Origin of the sequence: Xanthomonas hortorum pv. pelargonii (genome assembly GCF_024499015.1) — a bacterium.
GTDB classification, from domain to species: domain Bacteria; phylum Pseudomonadota; class Gammaproteobacteria; order Xanthomonadales; family Xanthomonadaceae; genus Xanthomonas; species Xanthomonas hortorum_B.
This window is the reverse complement of sequence record NZ_CP098604.1, coordinates 1,269,034-1,283,833: the sequence shown is the minus strand read 5'-3', so window position 1 is coordinate 1,283,833 and position 14,800 is coordinate 1,269,034. Positions and strand designations below refer to the sequence as shown.

General features: G+C 65.9%; 16 protein-coding genes. 6 read left to right on the top strand and 10 right to left on the bottom strand.

Going from position 1 to position 14,800, the window contains the following annotated elements:
• Positions 1–135: 135 nt before the first annotated feature.
• Positions 136–699 carry an alkyl hydroperoxide reductase subunit C gene (ahpC, locus tag NDY25_RS05740; protein WP_006451401.1) on the bottom strand — a complete coding sequence of 188 codons (564 nt, stop codon included), beginning with the start codon at positions 697–699 and terminating at the stop codon, positions 136–138.
• A 201-nt stretch (positions 700–900) separates the two neighbouring features.
• Between ahpC and prmC the strand changes: the two genes are divergently transcribed.
• Positions 901–1,752 (top strand): peptide chain release factor N(5)-glutamine methyltransferase, encoded by an 852-nt coding sequence (prmC, locus tag NDY25_RS05735; protein WP_168957005.1) that lies wholly within the window; start codon positions 901–903, stop codon positions 1,750–1,752.
• Between the two features lie 231 nt (positions 1,753–1,983).
• Positions 1,984–2,925, top strand: coding sequence for a prolyl aminopeptidase (gene pip, locus NDY25_RS05730; protein ID WP_168957004.1), 942 nt, complete (start codon positions 1,984–1,986; stop codon positions 2,923–2,925).
• A gap of 158 nt (positions 2,926–3,083) precedes the next feature.
• Here pip and NDY25_RS05725 read toward each other — a convergent pair whose 3' ends face one another.
• Genes NDY25_RS05725 through NDY25_RS05710 form a run of 4 tightly spaced genes read right to left on the bottom strand, consistent with a single transcriptional unit; the run spans position 3,084 to position 5,989 of the window.
• Complete coding sequence (locus tag NDY25_RS05725; RefSeq protein ID WP_168957003.1) at positions 3,084–3,890, bottom strand: N-formylglutamate amidohydrolase; 807 nt, start codon at positions 3,888–3,890, stop codon at positions 3,084–3,086.
• Positions 3,883–4,434 carry an NUDIX hydrolase gene (locus NDY25_RS05720; RefSeq protein ID WP_006451767.1) on the bottom strand — a complete coding sequence of 184 codons (552 nt, stop codon included), beginning with the start codon at positions 4,432–4,434 and terminating at the stop codon, positions 3,883–3,885. Before NDY25_RS05720 ends, NDY25_RS05725 begins: the two co-directional genes overlap by 8 nt.
• Entirely contained in the window at positions 4,431–5,426 is a 996-nt protein-coding gene (locus tag NDY25_RS05715) for a 5'-3' exonuclease (protein WP_218973909.1), read from the bottom strand. Before NDY25_RS05715 ends, NDY25_RS05720 begins: the two co-directional genes overlap by 4 nt.
• Positions 5,414–5,989 (bottom strand): nitroreductase family protein, encoded by a 576-nt coding sequence (locus tag NDY25_RS05710; RefSeq protein WP_168957001.1) that lies wholly within the window; start codon positions 5,987–5,989, stop codon positions 5,414–5,416. Before NDY25_RS05710 ends, NDY25_RS05715 begins: the two co-directional genes overlap by 13 nt.
• 361 nt (positions 5,990–6,350) lie before the next feature.
• Here NDY25_RS05710 and NDY25_RS05705 point away from each other — a divergent pair, with 361 nt between their 5' ends.
• Positions 6,351–8,714 (top strand): DUF1631 domain-containing protein, encoded by a 2,364-nt coding sequence (locus tag NDY25_RS05705; RefSeq protein WP_168957000.1) that lies wholly within the window; start codon positions 6,351–6,353, stop codon positions 8,712–8,714.
• Between the two features lie 186 nt (positions 8,715–8,900).
• Here NDY25_RS05705 and NDY25_RS05700 read toward each other — a convergent pair whose 3' ends face one another.
• Positions 8,901–9,767 (bottom strand): alpha/beta hydrolase, encoded by an 867-nt coding sequence (locus tag NDY25_RS05700; RefSeq protein ID WP_168956999.1) that lies wholly within the window; start codon positions 9,765–9,767, stop codon positions 8,901–8,903.
• A gap of 130 nt (positions 9,768–9,897) precedes the next feature.
• On the opposite strand from NDY25_RS05700, the gene NDY25_RS05695 reads away from it, so the two are divergent.
• Positions 9,898–10,497 (top strand): TetR/AcrR family transcriptional regulator, encoded by a 600-nt coding sequence (locus NDY25_RS05695; protein WP_023902788.1) that lies wholly within the window; start codon positions 9,898–9,900, stop codon positions 10,495–10,497.
• A 126-nt stretch (positions 10,498–10,623) separates the two neighbouring features.
• Here the strand turns inward: NDY25_RS05695 and NDY25_RS05690 are convergent, their stop codons facing one another.
• From NDY25_RS05690 to NDY25_RS05675, 4 genes are all read right to left on the bottom strand, one after another.
• On the bottom strand, positions 10,624–11,118 hold the full coding sequence (locus tag NDY25_RS05690; RefSeq protein ID WP_256627832.1) for a DUF3106 domain-containing protein: 495 nt from the start codon (positions 11,116–11,118) through the stop codon (positions 10,624–10,626).
• Between the two features lie 5 nt (positions 11,119–11,123).
• Complete coding sequence (locus NDY25_RS05685) at positions 11,124–11,468, bottom strand: hypothetical protein (RefSeq protein WP_006451760.1); 345 nt, start codon at positions 11,466–11,468, stop codon at positions 11,124–11,126.
• The gene (locus NDY25_RS05680) at positions 11,465–12,028 is read right to left on the bottom strand and encodes an RNA polymerase sigma factor (protein ID WP_074058743.1); all 564 of its coding nucleotides are present in this window, start codon (positions 12,026–12,028) and stop codon (positions 11,465–11,467) included. The genes NDY25_RS05685 and NDY25_RS05680 overlap by 4 nt, the downstream gene beginning before the upstream one ends.
• A 245-nt stretch (positions 12,029–12,273) precedes the next feature.
• Positions 12,274–12,693: a hypothetical protein gene (locus NDY25_RS05675; protein WP_043909879.1), complete on the bottom strand. Its 420-nt coding sequence runs from the start codon at positions 12,691–12,693 to the stop codon at positions 12,274–12,276.
• 195 nt (positions 12,694–12,888) lie between these two features.
• On the opposite strand from NDY25_RS05675, the gene sufT reads away from it, so the two are divergent.
• Both sufT and NDY25_RS05665 read left to right on the top strand, forming a co-directional pair.
• Complete coding sequence (gene sufT / locus NDY25_RS05670; RefSeq protein ID WP_006451756.1) at positions 12,889–13,443, top strand: putative Fe-S cluster assembly protein SufT; 555 nt, start codon at positions 12,889–12,891, stop codon at positions 13,441–13,443.
• Between the two features lie 64 nt (positions 13,444–13,507).
• Complete coding sequence (locus tag NDY25_RS05665; RefSeq protein WP_168956997.1) at positions 13,508–14,593, top strand: branched-chain amino acid aminotransferase; 1,086 nt, start codon at positions 13,508–13,510, stop codon at positions 14,591–14,593.
• The last annotated feature ends 207 nt before the right edge of the window (positions 14,594–14,800 follow it).

The following is a 14,800-nucleotide window of genomic DNA, read 5'->3' as shown; positions in this document are numbered from 1 at the left end:
GCCGGCGCAATGCTCGGGAATGCGTGCTGGCGATGGCTGGCGGGCAGCCCGGCACCGGCTCCGGTTCACCCCCGGCCCATCGCTGGGCCGGAGATGTCCCTCCGGCCTGGCGACAGGCCGAAGGGATGCGTCGACTTAGATCTTGCCGACCAGGTCCAGCGACGGAGCCAGGGTCTTGGCGCCTTCCTTCCACTTGGCCGGGCAGACCTGGCCAGGATTGTTGGCGACGAACTGGGCAGCAGTCAGCTTGCGCAGCGTCTCGGTGACGTCGCGGGCGATCGAGTTGTCGTGGATTTCCAGCGTCTTGATCACGCCTTCTGGATTGATGATGAAGGTGCCGCGCAGGGCCAGGCCTTCTTCTTCGATGTGCACGCCAAACGCGCGGGTCAGCTGGTGGGTCGGGTCGCCGATCAGCGGGAACTGCGACTTGCCGACGGCCGGCGAGGTCTCGTGCCACACCTTGTGCGAGAAGTGCGTGTCGGTGGTGACGATGTACACCTCGGCGCCGGCCTTCTGGAACGCAGGATAGTTGTCGGCGGCGTCTTCCACTTCGGTCGGGCAATTGAAGGTGAAGGCGGCCGGCATGAAGATCAGCACCGACCACTTGCCCTTCAGGCTGGCTTCGGTGACTTCGATGAAATTGCCGTTGTGGTACGCATTCGCCTTGAACGGCTTGACCTGGGTGTTGATGAGAGACATTGAGTTTCCTCGAGCGATGAAAGGGGGGCGGGGGATGGAACAGCCGCCATGGTAGGCAGGATCGATAGATTTCTCAAATCGATTAATGGGATTGTATAGATAGGCTGAGGCTATCAGCTTTGCAGGCTGGGTCTGCCGCTGCAGGGGCCATTCCATCTCCGATAATGGTCAGCCGATGTTTCGCAGGAGTGAATGATCCGTATGAGCGACGACCCAGCCGGCCTTGCTGCCGACCAGCTGCTGCGGCGGGCAGCCGAGCGGATCGACCGCAGCGATGCCGAACCGTTGCTGCTGCATGCGCTGGGGCGCGACCGCGCCTGGTTGTTTGCGCATGGCCGCGATCCGGTCGCGGATGCTGTCGCGCAGGCGTTCCAGGCATTGGTGCAGCGGCGCCAGGCCGGCGAACCGGTCGCGTATCTGACTGGCACGCGTGGATTCTGGACGCTGGATCTGGCGGTCTCGACGGCCACGCTGATTCCGCGTGCCGATACCGAAGCGCTGGTCGAGCTCGCCCTTGAGCGCCTCGACAACATGCCAGGCCGCCGCGCCGCCGATCTGGGCACCGGGAGCGGCGCGATCGCGCTGGCCATCGCCAGTGAGCGGCCACACGCACAGGTGATCGCCACCGACGCCAGTGCCGCAGCGCTTGCCGTCGCCCAGCAAAACGCCAACCGCCATCAGCTACGCAATGTCGAATGCCGGCTGGGTCACTGGTTTGCACCGCTGGCGGGCGAGCGCTTCGATCTGATCGCCAGCAACCCGCCGTATATCGCCACGCAGGACCCGCACCTGGGGCAGGGCGATCTGCGCCACGAGCCGGCCAGCGCGCTCGCCTCCGGCCCCGATGGGCTGGACGACATCCGGCTGATCGTCGCCGATGCGCCCATGCATCTGTTGCCGGGCGGATGGCTGCTGCTCGAACACGGCTGGGACCAGGGCACGGCGGTGGCCGACCTGCTGCTGGCACGTGGCTTCGAGGCGGTGGCGACGCATCAGGATCTGGAGCAGCGCGATCGGGTGACGTTGGGGCGCTGGTCGCACACTGCGGGCTAAGCGCGGCTGACAAAACCCAGCAAGCGGTCGTTGTCAGGTGGATGCGGACGGCGCTCAGACCCGGCGAGCCCGGGTGGTACACGCCGATGCCGAGCATCGACCGCGCACGCCTTGGCAATGCGCGCAGGCGTTTTTTGGTCGCTCCGAGCCTTCGCGCATTGCCGTGCGCCAGCCCTTGGTCGATCGTGTGGGCGCTGCCGATACACTAGCGGTTTCCCGCAGGACCGACGCATGCGCACGCTCTATCCCGAGATCACGCCGTACGACCACGGCACCCTCCAGGTCGACGACCGCCACACGCTGTATTTCGAGCAGTGCGGCAACCCGCATGGCAAGCCGGTGGTGATGCTGCACGGCGGCCCCGGCGGCGGCTGCAACACCAAGATGCGGCGCTTTCACGACCCGGCCAAGTACCGCATCGTGCTGTTCGATCAGCGCGGCGCGGGCCGCTCCACCCCGCATGCCGATCTGGTCGACAACACCACCTGGGATCTGGTCGCCGACATCGAGCGCTTGCGCGACCACCTGGGCATTGCGCGCTGGCAGGTGTTCGGCGGCAGCTGGGGCTCGACGCTGGCACTGGCCTACGCGCAGACCCACCCGCAGCAGGTCACCGAGCTGGTGCTGCGCGGCATCTTCCTGCTGCGTCGGTTCGAGCTGGAATGGTTCTATCAGCAAGGTGCCAGCCGGCTGTTTCCGGATGCGTGGGAGCATTACGTCAATGCGATTCCGCAGGTGGAGCGCGCCGATCTGATGTCCGCCTTTCATCGCCGCCTGACCAGCGACGACGAAGCCACGCGCCTGGCCGCAGCCAAGGCGTGGAGCGTGTGGGAAGGGGCGACCAGCTTCCTGCATGTGGACGACGATTTCGTTACCGGGCATGAGGATGCGCACTTCGCACTGGCGTTCGCGCGCATCGAGAACCACTACTTCGTCAATGGCGGTTTCTTCGAGGTCGAAGACCAGCTGCTGCGCGACGCGCACCGCATCGCCGACATTCCCGGCGTGATCGTGCACGGCCGCTACGACGTGGTGTGCCCGCTGCAAAGCGCGTGGGATCTGCACAAGGTTTGGCCGAAGTCGACACTGCAGATCAGTCCGGCGTCCGGCCATTCGGGCTTCGAGCCGGAAAACGTCGATGCGCTGGTGCGTGCGACCGATGGTTTCGCCTGAGCGAGTAAGTCAATCGCAGCCGGGGCATGCGCTCGCATGACCCGTAGGAGCGCGCTGGCGCGCGATGAGGCGTTACCAGTAAAGCCTCGTCACCCGTAGAGCGCGCTGGCGCGCGATAGGGCGTTACCAGTAAAGCCCCATCGCGCGCCAGCGCGCTCCTACGGTGATTTCATGTCTAGCAGGGCTTCTGCCAAGGGCGGCAAAATGCGCGCCAGCCGCTGCGCCCAGGCCTGTTGCCCAGCCGCATCGGCGATCAGATCCTGGCGCAACTCCAGCTCCACATGCAGCAGGCCGCGGCCTTCGCCGTAGACCGGGACAGCGTAGTCGCTGGTGTCGCTGACCGCGTAGGGCTGGTTGTCGCCGACCACCAGGTCCGGTTCATCGCGCAAGGCTTGCAACAAGCGGTGTGCCAGCCGTGTGTCGCGGTGGTACAGCACGCCCGCATGCCAGGGCCGTGCGTTGCCGGCCATCGCCGGGGTGAAGCTGTGCATCGAGACCAGCAGCGTGGGCTGATTGCGCGCCTGGCGTGCATCGAGTTCTGCAGCGATACGCGCGTGATACGGCGCGAAGATTTCGTCGATGCGCTGCTGCCGATCGGTTGCCGTCAGCGCCAGATTGCCTGGAATCGAGGTGCCATCGCTGATCTCCGGCATCAGGCTGGCCGCGCCATGCGGGCGATTGCAGTCGATCACCAGCCGCGAATAGGTCTGGGCAATGGCGAACGCATCCAGCGCATCGGCCAACAAACGGGTGACTTCGGCAATGCCGATATCCCAGCCGATATGGCGGTCCAGCGCATGCGGCGGCAGGCCCAGGTTGGCCAGCCGCGCCGGTACGCGCTTACCGGCGTGATCGGCGATCAGCAACCACGGCGATGTCGCGTGCGCGTTGAATACGGTGAACGTTGCGGGATCGTCGGCACCCAGCAAACGTGCAGGGGTGGCGTCAGTCGTCGCTTCAACCACGCGGAGTGCCGTCCAGTGCGTGATCGACCAGATACAGCCCGGCCCACAACTTTGGATCCATCTGATAACCCTCGGCCATCTTCTGTACCAGCCAGGCGCCGACCTGTGCGCGCGGGATTTCGTGCACGGTGATGTCTTCGCTGGCATCGCCGCCGCCTTCGCCGACCTTGCGCAGGCCGGTGGCGCGCACGAAGGCGATCTTCTCGCTGCTGGCACCGGCCGAGGTCGGGCCGATCATCAGCACTTCGGCGTGCTCGGCGGTCCAGCCGGTTTCTTCTTCCAGTTCACGAATCGCCGACAGCTCGATCGACTCGTCGGCATGCACATCGCCGACCAGGCCGGCCGGCATTTCGATGGTGCGCGCCTGCAGCGGCACGCGGAACTGTTCGACGAACAGCATCGCATCGTCCGGCGTCACCGCCACGATGATCGCGGCCAGGCCGCCGGCATGCACGCGCTCGGAATATTCCCAGGTGCCGCGCACGACCATGCGCTGGTACTTGCCTTCGTAGACCACGGTGGGCGGGGTGTCGTGTCGGTTCATGGGTGCAGACCTTGTTCCAGGGAAACGGTGGGAAGCGCTGCGGGTGCGCCGGTGCACGCGGCCAACAGCCGACGCCGGGTGAGCGGGCCGAAACGCAGGCTCTCGCACAAGCCGGTCAGCATGTCCGCGTCGGCCTGCGCACGCGTGAAACCGGCCTCGGTCAACGCCAACGGCGCATCGAGCGCAATGGTGCTGAGCTGGCGCCACAGCAAGGCGTGTTCGCGTTGTTCGCGCAGCCGCACCGCCATCTGGGCGGCGCCACGCAGGCGCAAAAATGGGAGTTCGTCCACGCGCTCCAGCAAGGCATCCAGGCTGCCGAAATGCGCCAGCAATATTACGGCGGACTTGGCGCCGATGCCGGTGACGCCGGGAATGTTGTCGATGGCATCGCCGCACAGCGCCAGATAATCGGCGATCTGGTGCGCATGCACGCCGTAGCGGGCCTTGACGCCGTGCATGTCCCAGCGTTGGTTGCGTGCGTAATCCCATTGTTCGTCGTGTTCGAACAACAGCTGCGACAGATCCTTGTCGGCCGACACGATCACCCCGCGCAAGCCCTGCGCACGCGCGCTGTGCAAGGCGCTGCCGATCAGATCGTCGGCTTCGTAGTCGCGGTGGGCCAGCACGCTCAAACCCAATGCCGCGCACAGCGCCTTGCAATGCGCGAACTGGCGCCGCAGCGCATCCGGTGCCGGGGTGCGATTGCCCTTGTAAGCGGGGTACAGGGCGTGGCGAAAGCAGCTATCCAGCGCTTCGTCGAAGGCGATGGTGATGTGTTCGGGGTCTTCGCGTTCGAGCAGGTCGAGCAGAAAACGCGCGAAGCCGTGCACTGCATTGGTTGGCCAGCCCTGCGCATCCTGGAATTCGTCCGGGATGGAATGCCAGGCGCGGAACACGTACAGGCTGGCGTCGACCAGATAAAGCGGGGTCGGGCGCGCGCTGGTGGGCGGCGCGCCGTCGATCGTGGTGGTGTACGAGGTCACGGCGTCCAGTCGCGCAGCAACGCACGCGGATCCGGGCGCTCGCGTTCGGGGATCTGCATGCGTGGCGTGCCGATGTGGATGAAGCCGGCGATCCGCTCGTTTTCCTCCAGGCCCAGATAGGCGGTCACCGCCGGGTCGTAGGCCATCCACGCGCTCAGCCATTGCGCGCCGAAACCGTGCGCCTGCGCCGCCTGTAGCAGTGCAAAGCACACGCAGCCGGCGGTCAGCAATTGTTCCTGTTCGGGCACCTTGTGCTCGGGGCGCAGCGAAGCGATCACCACGATTGCCAATGGCGCATCGTTGAAGCGCCCGCGTTCTTTCGCGATTGCCGCAGCAGATGCCAGCGGGTCGGCTGCCTGGGTGCGTTCGGCCAGGAAATCGCCCAGTACCTGGCGCGCGTCCCCGCTGATGCGCAGAAAGCGGAACGGCACCAGCTTGCCGTGATCGGGCACGCGCACCGCCGAGGTGAGCATGCGCAGCAGGGTGTCCTCATCCGGCCCGGGCTCGCCGAGCTGTTTGGAGGGGACCGAACGGCGCGCGTCCAGCGCCTGGAGCGAATACGGTGCGTGCATAGTTCCGGATCGAGGCAGCGAAACGGCAATTATAGACGGGCCCTTCCCAACGCCCGCCGCATCGTGCCCGGCCAGGCACCCGCAGGTGCAGCCGGGCCGGGGCCGATGGCGTGGGCGAGCCTGCCAAGCGCAAGGCTTAACCCTCGCCAGCGTATAAAGGGCTTGGCAAGCGCCACAGCGGCGCTGCAAGCTACGATGTTGACTTGACACGCAAACCACGGGCGGTCACGAATAAAGTGAGAGATTCATCACATTTAATGGATGAGCGAAACGCCTACCATGCAATAGCGGAATTTGGGGCCGCGTCCGTTTTTTCTTGTTTGAATATTTTCACGCCTGCAGGGGCGGGGAGCCTTTGCGCATGACTTTTCAGCCCAGTCCGTCGGGACACCCGGGCCGTGACCAACGCTTGCTTGAACAGGCGCATGCCGCGTTCGTGCCGGCAATTGCGCAGGTATTTGCCGCTGCAGTCGCACATTTCGACGATGTGCTGTTCGATCGCGCCGAATCTGCGGGCACCTCGCAGTTGCTGTTTCTCGATGGCATGCGCGAGCTGCGTCGCAAACGCGACGACGTGGCCGAGCGCTTTCGCCAACAGCTGGAAGACGGCTGGCAGGCACTGGTACTGGGCATGCCGCTGTCGGCCGAAGTGGTGCTGGCTGGCGAAATCGGCACCGGCCCGCTGAGCCTGGTGCCCGAACATGTGCTGGAATCGCGGCTGGCAGTGCGCAATCTGGCCACCGTGCTGCTGCGCGACTTCAAACAGGTCCTGGCGCGGGTGGACCGCCGCCTGGGCTGGATCGCCGGCGGCCTGGAACTGGTGGCCGATACCAACCCGATCGGCCCGGAACACCTGGGCGTGGCCATCCACGAAGCCTTCGCCATCTGCGACCTGGCGCCGGAAGTGCGCCTGGTGCTGATCAAGCTATGCGAGCGCGACTTGGCCGAGCCGATCGGCAAGTTGTACGCGCGCCTGGACGAAACCCTGCTCAAGGCCGGCGTCATGCCGGAAATGTCGCCACCCAAGCGTCAGCCGCCCCGCGCGCAGCCGCGCGGCGAGACGCCCGAAGAGCGCGCGCGGCCCGATGGCCAGGGGCAGGGCGCGGCTGCCGAGATGGGCGGCGACGATCAGAACGACCAATACGCACCGGCCTGGGCCAACCGTTTTCTGGACCGCTGGGCGCATAGCCGCGGCCGCATGCAGGCCGCCACCCAGCGCGGTCATACCGATGGCGGCGGCAGCGCAGGTGGGATGGACGGCGATGGCGATCACCCCGGCGGTAGCCAGGGCATGTTGCTTGAAGCGCTGCACGAATTGCTGCAGCAGACGCGTAGCGTGCGCGACAGCGCCGCGTCTGCGGCAACGGTGGCGGTGGGCCAGCAACGCCCCCTGAGCCAGCGCGAAATGATGTCGGTGCTGTCGCTGCTGCAGGCCACGCCGAGCGGGACGCTGGGCGCGTCCATCGGCGATGACAACGAATCACTGGCGCAGCGATTGAAGAACGAAGTGCTGTCCAGCGCCACGCGGCTGGGCGTGGACCCGGCCACCGCAAAACTCGACCCGATGGACGAAGATGCGATCGATCTGGTCGGCATGCTGTTCGATGTGATGCTGGACGAGCGCGATCTTGAAAATCGCTCGCGCGAGATGATCGGCCGGCTGGTGGTGCCGTTCGTCAAGGTCGCGCTGCTGGATCGCAAGATGTTCGTGCAGAAGACCCATCCCGCGCGGCGCCTGCTCAACTCGCTGGCCGAGGCCTGCGAAGGCAATAACGGCGACAGCGCGGCCGAACGCGTGCTGATGGGCAAGGTCGAGGAAATCGTCGACCGCCTGGTCGCCGAATTCAACGAGAACCTGGCGATCTTTCAGACCCTGGAAGAAGAATTCCGCGACTTCCTGTCGCAGCACCGGCGCCGGGTGGAGATCGCCGAGCGCCGTGCCACCGAAACCCAGCGTGGCCAGGAGAAACTCGAACTGGCACGCAGCCGCGCGTTGTTCGAACTGGAGCAACGCGTGCTGGCCGGCGCGCCATTGCCCAAGGCGGTGGAAGATTTCCTGCGCCAGCCCTGGCTGCATCACCTGACCATGGCGATCCTGCGCGACGGCGACGAAGGTCCCGGCACCGTCGAAGCGCTGGCGCTGGCCGATGGCGTACTGGAAGAACTGGCCGAGGCGCGTCGCCATATCGTCGGCAAGCCGTGGCTGCAGGTCTGGCAGCCGGCGCTGTATCGCGTGTTCGCCAGCATCGGCCTGCATGGCGATGCGGTGGTGGTGGCGATCAGTGCGCTGCACGACACCTTGCAGGCGATTGCCGAAGCGCGCCCTGAACTGGAAAAGTCGCTGCCCGACTTGCCGCAGGTCAACCTGCCGCCGCCGGCCGCAGAAAGCATCAATGTGGTGCTGGGCGCCGAAGCGGTGGCGCAGAGCATCGACAGCGCCGACGCCACGCGTTTTCGCGCGATGGATATCGGCACCTGGCTGGACTTTGTCGACAAGGACGGCAAGGTGCAGGCCGGCAAGCTGTCCTGGGTGAGTCCGATCTCGCAACGCCTGCTGTTCGTCAACCGCCGCGGCGTGCGTTTTTGCGTCGCCTCGCCGGAAGAACTGGCGGTGATGGTGCGGCTGGGCCGCCTGCGCGAACATATCAACGACGGCGCCTTCGACAGCGCGATGCAGGGCGTGATCGACCGCCTGGATCCGCTGCATAACGGCACCGTGCACTGAGAGCCGCGATCAAGGCACCTCCACGCGCCGCCAGGTGTGCGCGGCCATTACGCGATGCGGCAAGGCCACCGGTACGCGGCGGTTCCAAGCGTTCCATCCGCATCCAGCTGGCGACCGATCGCCAGGTGGTTCAGTCAATTCAAACAGGCCGGCACGCTCGCGATGTGCGTGCCCTTGCGGTCTGGATCAGGGCGATGCCGGGCCGATGAACTGCAACGCCTGATCGATCACCGAAGCGTGGTCGACCATGCGGTTGTGGCCCAGTCCTTCGGTACTGACCAGTCGCGCGCCCGGCCAGAGCGCCGCAAAACGTGCGCCTTCTTCCCAGGGGGTTTCGCGGTCGCGGCGGTCGTGAATGATCAGCGCCGGGCGGTCACCGAAGTGCGGCAGGCGCGGCGTTGCGTCGAAATCGGCGAAGCGCTTCCCGGTCAGCTGATGCAACCAATTTTCAAACGGTGCGAACGTGCCGGGTGCGATGCCGAATGCGCGGAACTGGCGCTGCGCACTCTGCGCCGGTGCCAGCAGCGGGGCGATCAGGACATAGCGTGCCGGCCGCCACGCGGGGTCATCGGCAAAGACCGCCGCTGCCGCGCCCAGGGAATGGCCGATAAAGACGGCCGGGCGACCGTGGGGACCGCCGATGTCGCGCAAAATCCGCACGAAATGCGGCATGTTGCTGATCCTGCCGCCGCTCAAGCCATGTGCGGCCTGATCGAACGCCACCACCGCATAGCCGAGCGCCCGCAACTGCGGCACCCATGCCGCAAAGCGCAGCCCGTAACTGGCCCAGCCATGCGACAGCAGCACATACGGCTGCTGCGCCGGGTCGCCCCACCGGTAAACGGCAATGTCGACGCCATCGATGCGCAGATTCTGGCGATGCGCATCGGGCAACTGAGCGGCGAGTCCGGCGGCCTGCCGGCGGCCGGCCGCTGCCGGGGTCACGAAGCGGCGAGCCAGAAACCGACCGGTCGGGCCGGGGGCCAGCCGACTGGCGCTGGCCAGCACGCCGCGCAGCAGGCGCGCACGCAATTTGGCGATGGACGAGGACATGGCGAGATCCTTGGAGTGGGCGACGTCGTATGGATCTTGTCGTCGACAAGATATACATGAGTCTGCCCAGTCCATCTTGTCAGCGTCAAGATGATCTGCTCCACTGAGGTCTCTGCAAACGAAGTTGCCCATGTCGCAATCATCCGTGCCTGCTGCGTATCACCATGGCGATCTGCCGGCTGCGTTGCGGCGCGCGGGGTGGGAACTGTTGGGCGAGGCCGGTGCGCGCGGGTTGACCCTGCGCGAGTGCGCGCGCCGCGCCGGTGTCTCGCATGCCGCGCCGGCGCACCATTTCGGCTCGCTCGACGGGCTGCTGTCGGAACTGGCCGCCGATGGCTACGAGCGCATGCTCGATCAGATTCTCGCGACCCAGCAGGAACTGGCCGATCCGCTATTGGGATGCGGGCTGGGCTATATCCGCTTCGCCAGCGCGTTTCCGCAGCATTTCCGGCTGATGCTGGGGCTGGATCTGCGCTCGCGCAGCTTGCCCAGACTGTTGCATGCCAGTGAAGCGGCGATGGCCTGCCTGCGCGAGACGCTGCGGATGCAGTGGATCGCGCGGCACGGCAGCGCCCCGAGTGCCGAGGTGCTGGAGCAACGCACGCTGCTGGCCTGGAGCACGGTGCATGGGTATGCCTCGCTGGCGATCGACCGCAAGCACGCCGGGCTGCTCGCATTTGCACCCGAACAGGTGCTCGCGCCGCTGCTGCAAGCGGTGCTGATGCCCTGATTGCGCGCGATTGGCGCTCTCATGACCGGATCGCGTCGTCGATCCGCTTTGCTGCCTGATACGTGAATCAGCCCACACGACGGCACGCGGGATCGCCTGCGATATCGCTCAATCGTCAGCTGTCGCTCAATCGTCTACCGGCGGATGCTCGCGCAGCCAGGCGCTGCGTTCGGCCGGGCTCATCTTCTGCCAGCGTTGCTGCAGCGCATTGCGTTCTTGCTGGTTGAGCGTGCGCATGCGTTCGAACAAGGCCTTGGCTTCGCGGCGCTGCTCGGGACTCATGTTGCGGAAACGGTCCATGCCGGCCTTGGCCTGCTTGCGCTGTTCGGGGGTCGCGTCCAGCCAGCGGCGTGCGTGGCGATACATGCGCGGGCGCTCTTCGGGCACCTCGTTCCAGCGTTCGCGCAGCGCATTGATCAGCACCTGGCGCTGCTGCTGGGTCAGTTTTTCCCACTCGGGCATCGGCGTCTCCGCCTCGCGCGGTCCCGGACCACGCGGGCCGGGGCCATCGGAGGAGGGTGGCGGCCCCGGCGGGCCCGGCGGAGGTGCCTGGGCCAACAGCGACGCGCAGGGCCCGGCGCACAGCAGCAGGGTCAATAGCAGGCGGGTGGTGCGGGTCATCGTGCTTATTCCATGGCCAATGCGGTGTCGGACCCGAGCCAGACGTACAGGTCCGGGTTCTGGGTCAGCATGTCGTCGGTATCGGTGGTGGTGCTGGCGATCGCCTGGGTCCCGGCGGTGCCTGAGGGTGCCGATTCGCCCGGACGCAGTTGCAGGCCGATGCCGATCGCCAGCAACCCCGAACACGCGGTCGCCAATAACCAGTAACCGCGACGGTTGCGCGAGGGCGCAGTTGCGTGACGTGCCTGGCGCAGTCGTGCAAGGGTCTGCGGCGGCAGGCTGGTGAGCGCGGCGGTGTGCAGTTGACGTAGTTGCGCGTCGAACCGGGCCGGATCGTGGGAGCGGTTCACAGGAAATCCTCGAACTGTTTTTGCAACGCGTCGCGCGCACGCGACAGATGGGTTTTGACCGAGCCTTCGGAGCAGCCCATCGCCTTGGCGGTGGTGGCCACGTCCAGCTCTTCCAGCACGCGCAGCGTGAACGCTTCGCGCTGGCGCGCCGGCAGGCTGCGCAGGGCCTCGACCAGGCGCTGGTAGGCCTGCTGGTGTTGCTGTTGGTCGACCGGACCGGTGCCGGGGTCTGCCCAGTCGATGGTGCCTTCGTCGTCGGAACGTTCGGCCGGCGCCCAGAATTTCAGGCGGAAGGTACGCCGCCGCTGCAGGTCGATGATGCGGCTACGCAGGATGCTCCAGAACAGCGGCGTCCATTCGGCGGCCGGGCGCTCGCGGTAACCGAGCAGCTTCACCATGGCGTCCTGCACCGCATCCAGCGCGTCTTCGCGGTGACGCAGGCCGGCCTCGGCAAAACGGAACGCACGCGGACCGATGCCGGCCAGAAAGGCATCCAGCGACACGGGCGCAGTGACGGCCGGTGGAGAGAGCTGCGGATCGAAAGGGGTTCCCACCAGCACAGCGTAGCTTCCGCGGAGACGATACAACGTCAACGGGCGAGGGTGGATTCGGTTGACACGCCTGCGCGCTGTCGCCGCGCGGATGGGCGGCCGTACGCACGCCGTGCACCAGACGATGCGAAGAGGCGATCAGCCGTGTGCTGTCTTTCACCGGCCGTGGCGGCGCGGGCGGAGATCGGCCACCTCGTCGCCGCTGGCTAGCGCTGCCGTCGATCCGGCAGTCAAAACCCGCTGATCTCAGCTGCTCAGCGCGCTGCCCACCAGCCCAGCACCAGCGCCGCGAGATAACAGGCCAGGTCGAAACCGCTATTGGCCAGCTGCAACAAGGTCCAGGCCAGGCCGGCGCCCATCTTCTGCGCCGAGGTCCATGGGTCCAGTCCCAGCGAGCCGCCAAGCTGTGCGGACGCAATGCCCCAGTTGGCACCGACGATCACCAGGACCGTGGCCACCAAGGTAATGCCGATGCGCACACTGCCGGCGCGCAACGTGCCCAGGCGCAGCATCCAGGCCACTTCCAGCGCGACCAGCAGCGCCATCCAGCCGGCCTGATGACCAAGCGCAAGGGCGATAAGCATCCAGGCAATGAGGGCGGTGACGCATCCCAGCAGCAGGAGCGGGGGCCAGAGCCAGTGGGCGGTTCTGGCGGACGCGGTGGTGGGCGGCATTGGAGCTCCTGACAGTGCGCACATGATAGAGCGCGTGGCGCGTTTTGCGCTGCACTGCCGGTGTGAGCGACGGTGGCTGCAGATGACTGTGTTTCATATGGAATGCAGCGTCGGCGGCACGACCGGCAGCGGCATCGCCGTGGTCGGCTAGAATGGCCGACTTGCGCGCATCCGCCGCGGCCCCATATCCAGCCCATGTATTCCCGTAGCAGCGAACCCGTCCAGTTCGAACGCGATTGCGATGCCGTCATGGTGCCGCAGGGCGATTCGGTGACCCTGCCCGCAGGCAGTTACGGCTATATCACCCAGGCGCTGGGCGGCAGCTATACCGTCTTTGTCGAAGGCAATCTGTTTCGCATTGCCGGCAAGGATGGCGATGCGATCGGCAAGGAGGCCCCGCCGGGGCTGGAATTGCCCGCCAATGCTAGCGATGAAGAGGTGGAAGCGCTGGTGTGGCAGCAGCTGCGCACCTGCTTCGACCCCGAAATTCCGTTCAATATCGTCGATCTGGGCCTGGTCTACGAGGCGGTGATCAGCCATCGCGAAGAAGACGATCAGCGCCGGGTGGACGTCAAGATGACCCTCACCGCGCCCGGTTGCGGCATGGGCGAGATCCTGGTCGACGACGTGCGCAGCAAGGTCGAGATGATTCCGACCATCGCCGAGGCCGATGTCGAGCTGGTCTTCGACCCGCCGTGGGGCCGGCATATGATGTCCGAAGCGGCCCGTCTCGAGACCGGCATGCTCTGATCGTCAGGCGCCATGTCGAAGAGGTGGCGCCGCGTCCTTTCGCCCGCCATACAGGAAACTTCCGGTGTCCGTGTCCTTCGCTTCCACCCGTTCCCCGTCGCCGCGCAGTGCCGACGAGCTGTCCGTGATCCTGGCCGCGCCCGGCTTCGGGCTGCACTTCACCGACCACATGGTCGCCATTTCCTGGACCAACGAGCTCGGTTGGCACGACGCGCAGGTGCGCGCGTATGGCCCGCTGCAGCTGGATCCGGCCGCCTCGGTGCTGCATTACGGCCAGGAGATCTTCGAAGGCATCAAGGCCTACCGGCATGCCGACGGCTCGATCTGGACCTTCCGCCCGCAGTCCAATGGCGAACGCCTGCAGCGCTCGGCGCGCCGGCTGGCGCTGCCGGAACTGCCGGTTGACCTGTTTGTCGAATCGCTGCGCCAGCTGGTGGCGGTGGATGCCAGCTGGGTGCCGTCAGCCCCGGAAACCAGCCTGTATTTCCGCCCGTTCATGATCGCCGACGAGGCCTTCCTGGGCGTGCGTGCGGCGCACAAGGCCTCGTACTACGTCATCGCAAGTCCCGCCGGTCCTTATTTCGCCAAGGGCGTGGCGCCGGTGTCGATCTGGTTGTCCACCGAGTACGCGCGTGCGGCCAAGGGCGGCACCGGTGCGGCCAAGTGCGGCGGTAACTACGCCGCCTCGCTGCTGCCGCAGCAGAAAGCCTATGCGCAGGGCTGCTCGCAGGTGCTGTTCCTGGATCCGGTGGAAGGCAAATACATCGAAGAACTGGGTGGCATGAACGTGTTCCTGGTCTACAAGGACGGCACGTTGGTGACGCCGGAATTGTCCGGCAGCATTCTGGAAGGCATCACCCGCGACAGCATCCTGCAACTGGCCCGCGACCGCGGCATGCAGGTGATCGAGCGCAAGGTCGCCATCGACGAATGGAAGCAGGGCGTAGCGTCGGGCGAGATCACCGAAGTGTTTGCCTGCGGCACTGCGGCGGTAGTCACCCCGATCGGCGAGCTGAAGGGCGATGGCTTTGCGGTCGGCGATCTGTCCGCGCCGGCCGGCGAGGTGACCATGTCGCTGCGCCAGGAACTCACCGATATCCAGTACGGGCGTATCCCTGACCGCCATGGGTGGTTGGTGCGTTTGTCGTAAGCCGACACATTTCGTCAAAAAAGGGCCCCCGCATGTCAGTGCGGGGCCCTTTTTTGTTTGCGAGACAACAAAAGGGAGGATTTCGACAGGAATCGGGTCGAATTCAGCATGAATTACCTGTGATTAATGTCACAGAACCGTAATTTTATTTCTAAAATTACCAACTTCGTATTGTCCAGTCTGGTTTAGTTGGTATAGGTTCGCTGA

Coding starts and splice junctions, on each gene's coding strand:
- NDY25_RS05675 (WP_043909879.1), bottom strand. CDS start 12,693: ATGCCGCCCACCACCGCGTCCGCCAGAACCGCCCACTGGCTCTGGCCC.
- NDY25_RS05705 (WP_168957000.1), top strand. CDS start 6,351: ATGACTTTTCAGCCCAGTCCGTCGGGACACCCGGGCCGTGACCAACGC.
- NDY25_RS05690 (WP_256627832.1), bottom strand. CDS start 11,118: ATGACCCGCACCACCCGCCTGCTATTGACCCTGCTGCTGTGCGCCGGG.
- NDY25_RS05720 (WP_006451767.1), bottom strand. CDS start 4,434: ATGAACCGACACGACACCCCGCCCACCGTGGTCTACGAAGGCAAGTAC.
- NDY25_RS05710 (WP_168957001.1), bottom strand. CDS start 5,989: ATGCACGCACCGTATTCGCTCCAGGCGCTGGACGCGCGCCGTTCGGTC.
- NDY25_RS05700 (WP_168956999.1), bottom strand. CDS start 9,767: ATGTCCTCGTCCATCGCCAAATTGCGTGCGCGCCTGCTGCGCGGCGTG.
- pip (WP_168957004.1), top strand. CDS start 1,984: ATGCGCACGCTCTATCCCGAGATCACGCCGTACGACCACGGCACCCTC.
- ahpC (WP_006451401.1), bottom strand. CDS start 699: ATGTCTCTCATCAACACCCAGGTCAAGCCGTTCAAGGCGAATGCGTAC.
- NDY25_RS05695 (WP_023902788.1), top strand. CDS start 9,898: ATGTCGCAATCATCCGTGCCTGCTGCGTATCACCATGGCGATCTGCCG.
- prmC (WP_168957005.1), top strand. CDS start 901: ATGAGCGACGACCCAGCCGGCCTTGCTGCCGACCAGCTGCTGCGGCGG.
- sufT (WP_006451756.1), top strand. CDS start 12,889: ATGTATTCCCGTAGCAGCGAACCCGTCCAGTTCGAACGCGATTGCGAT.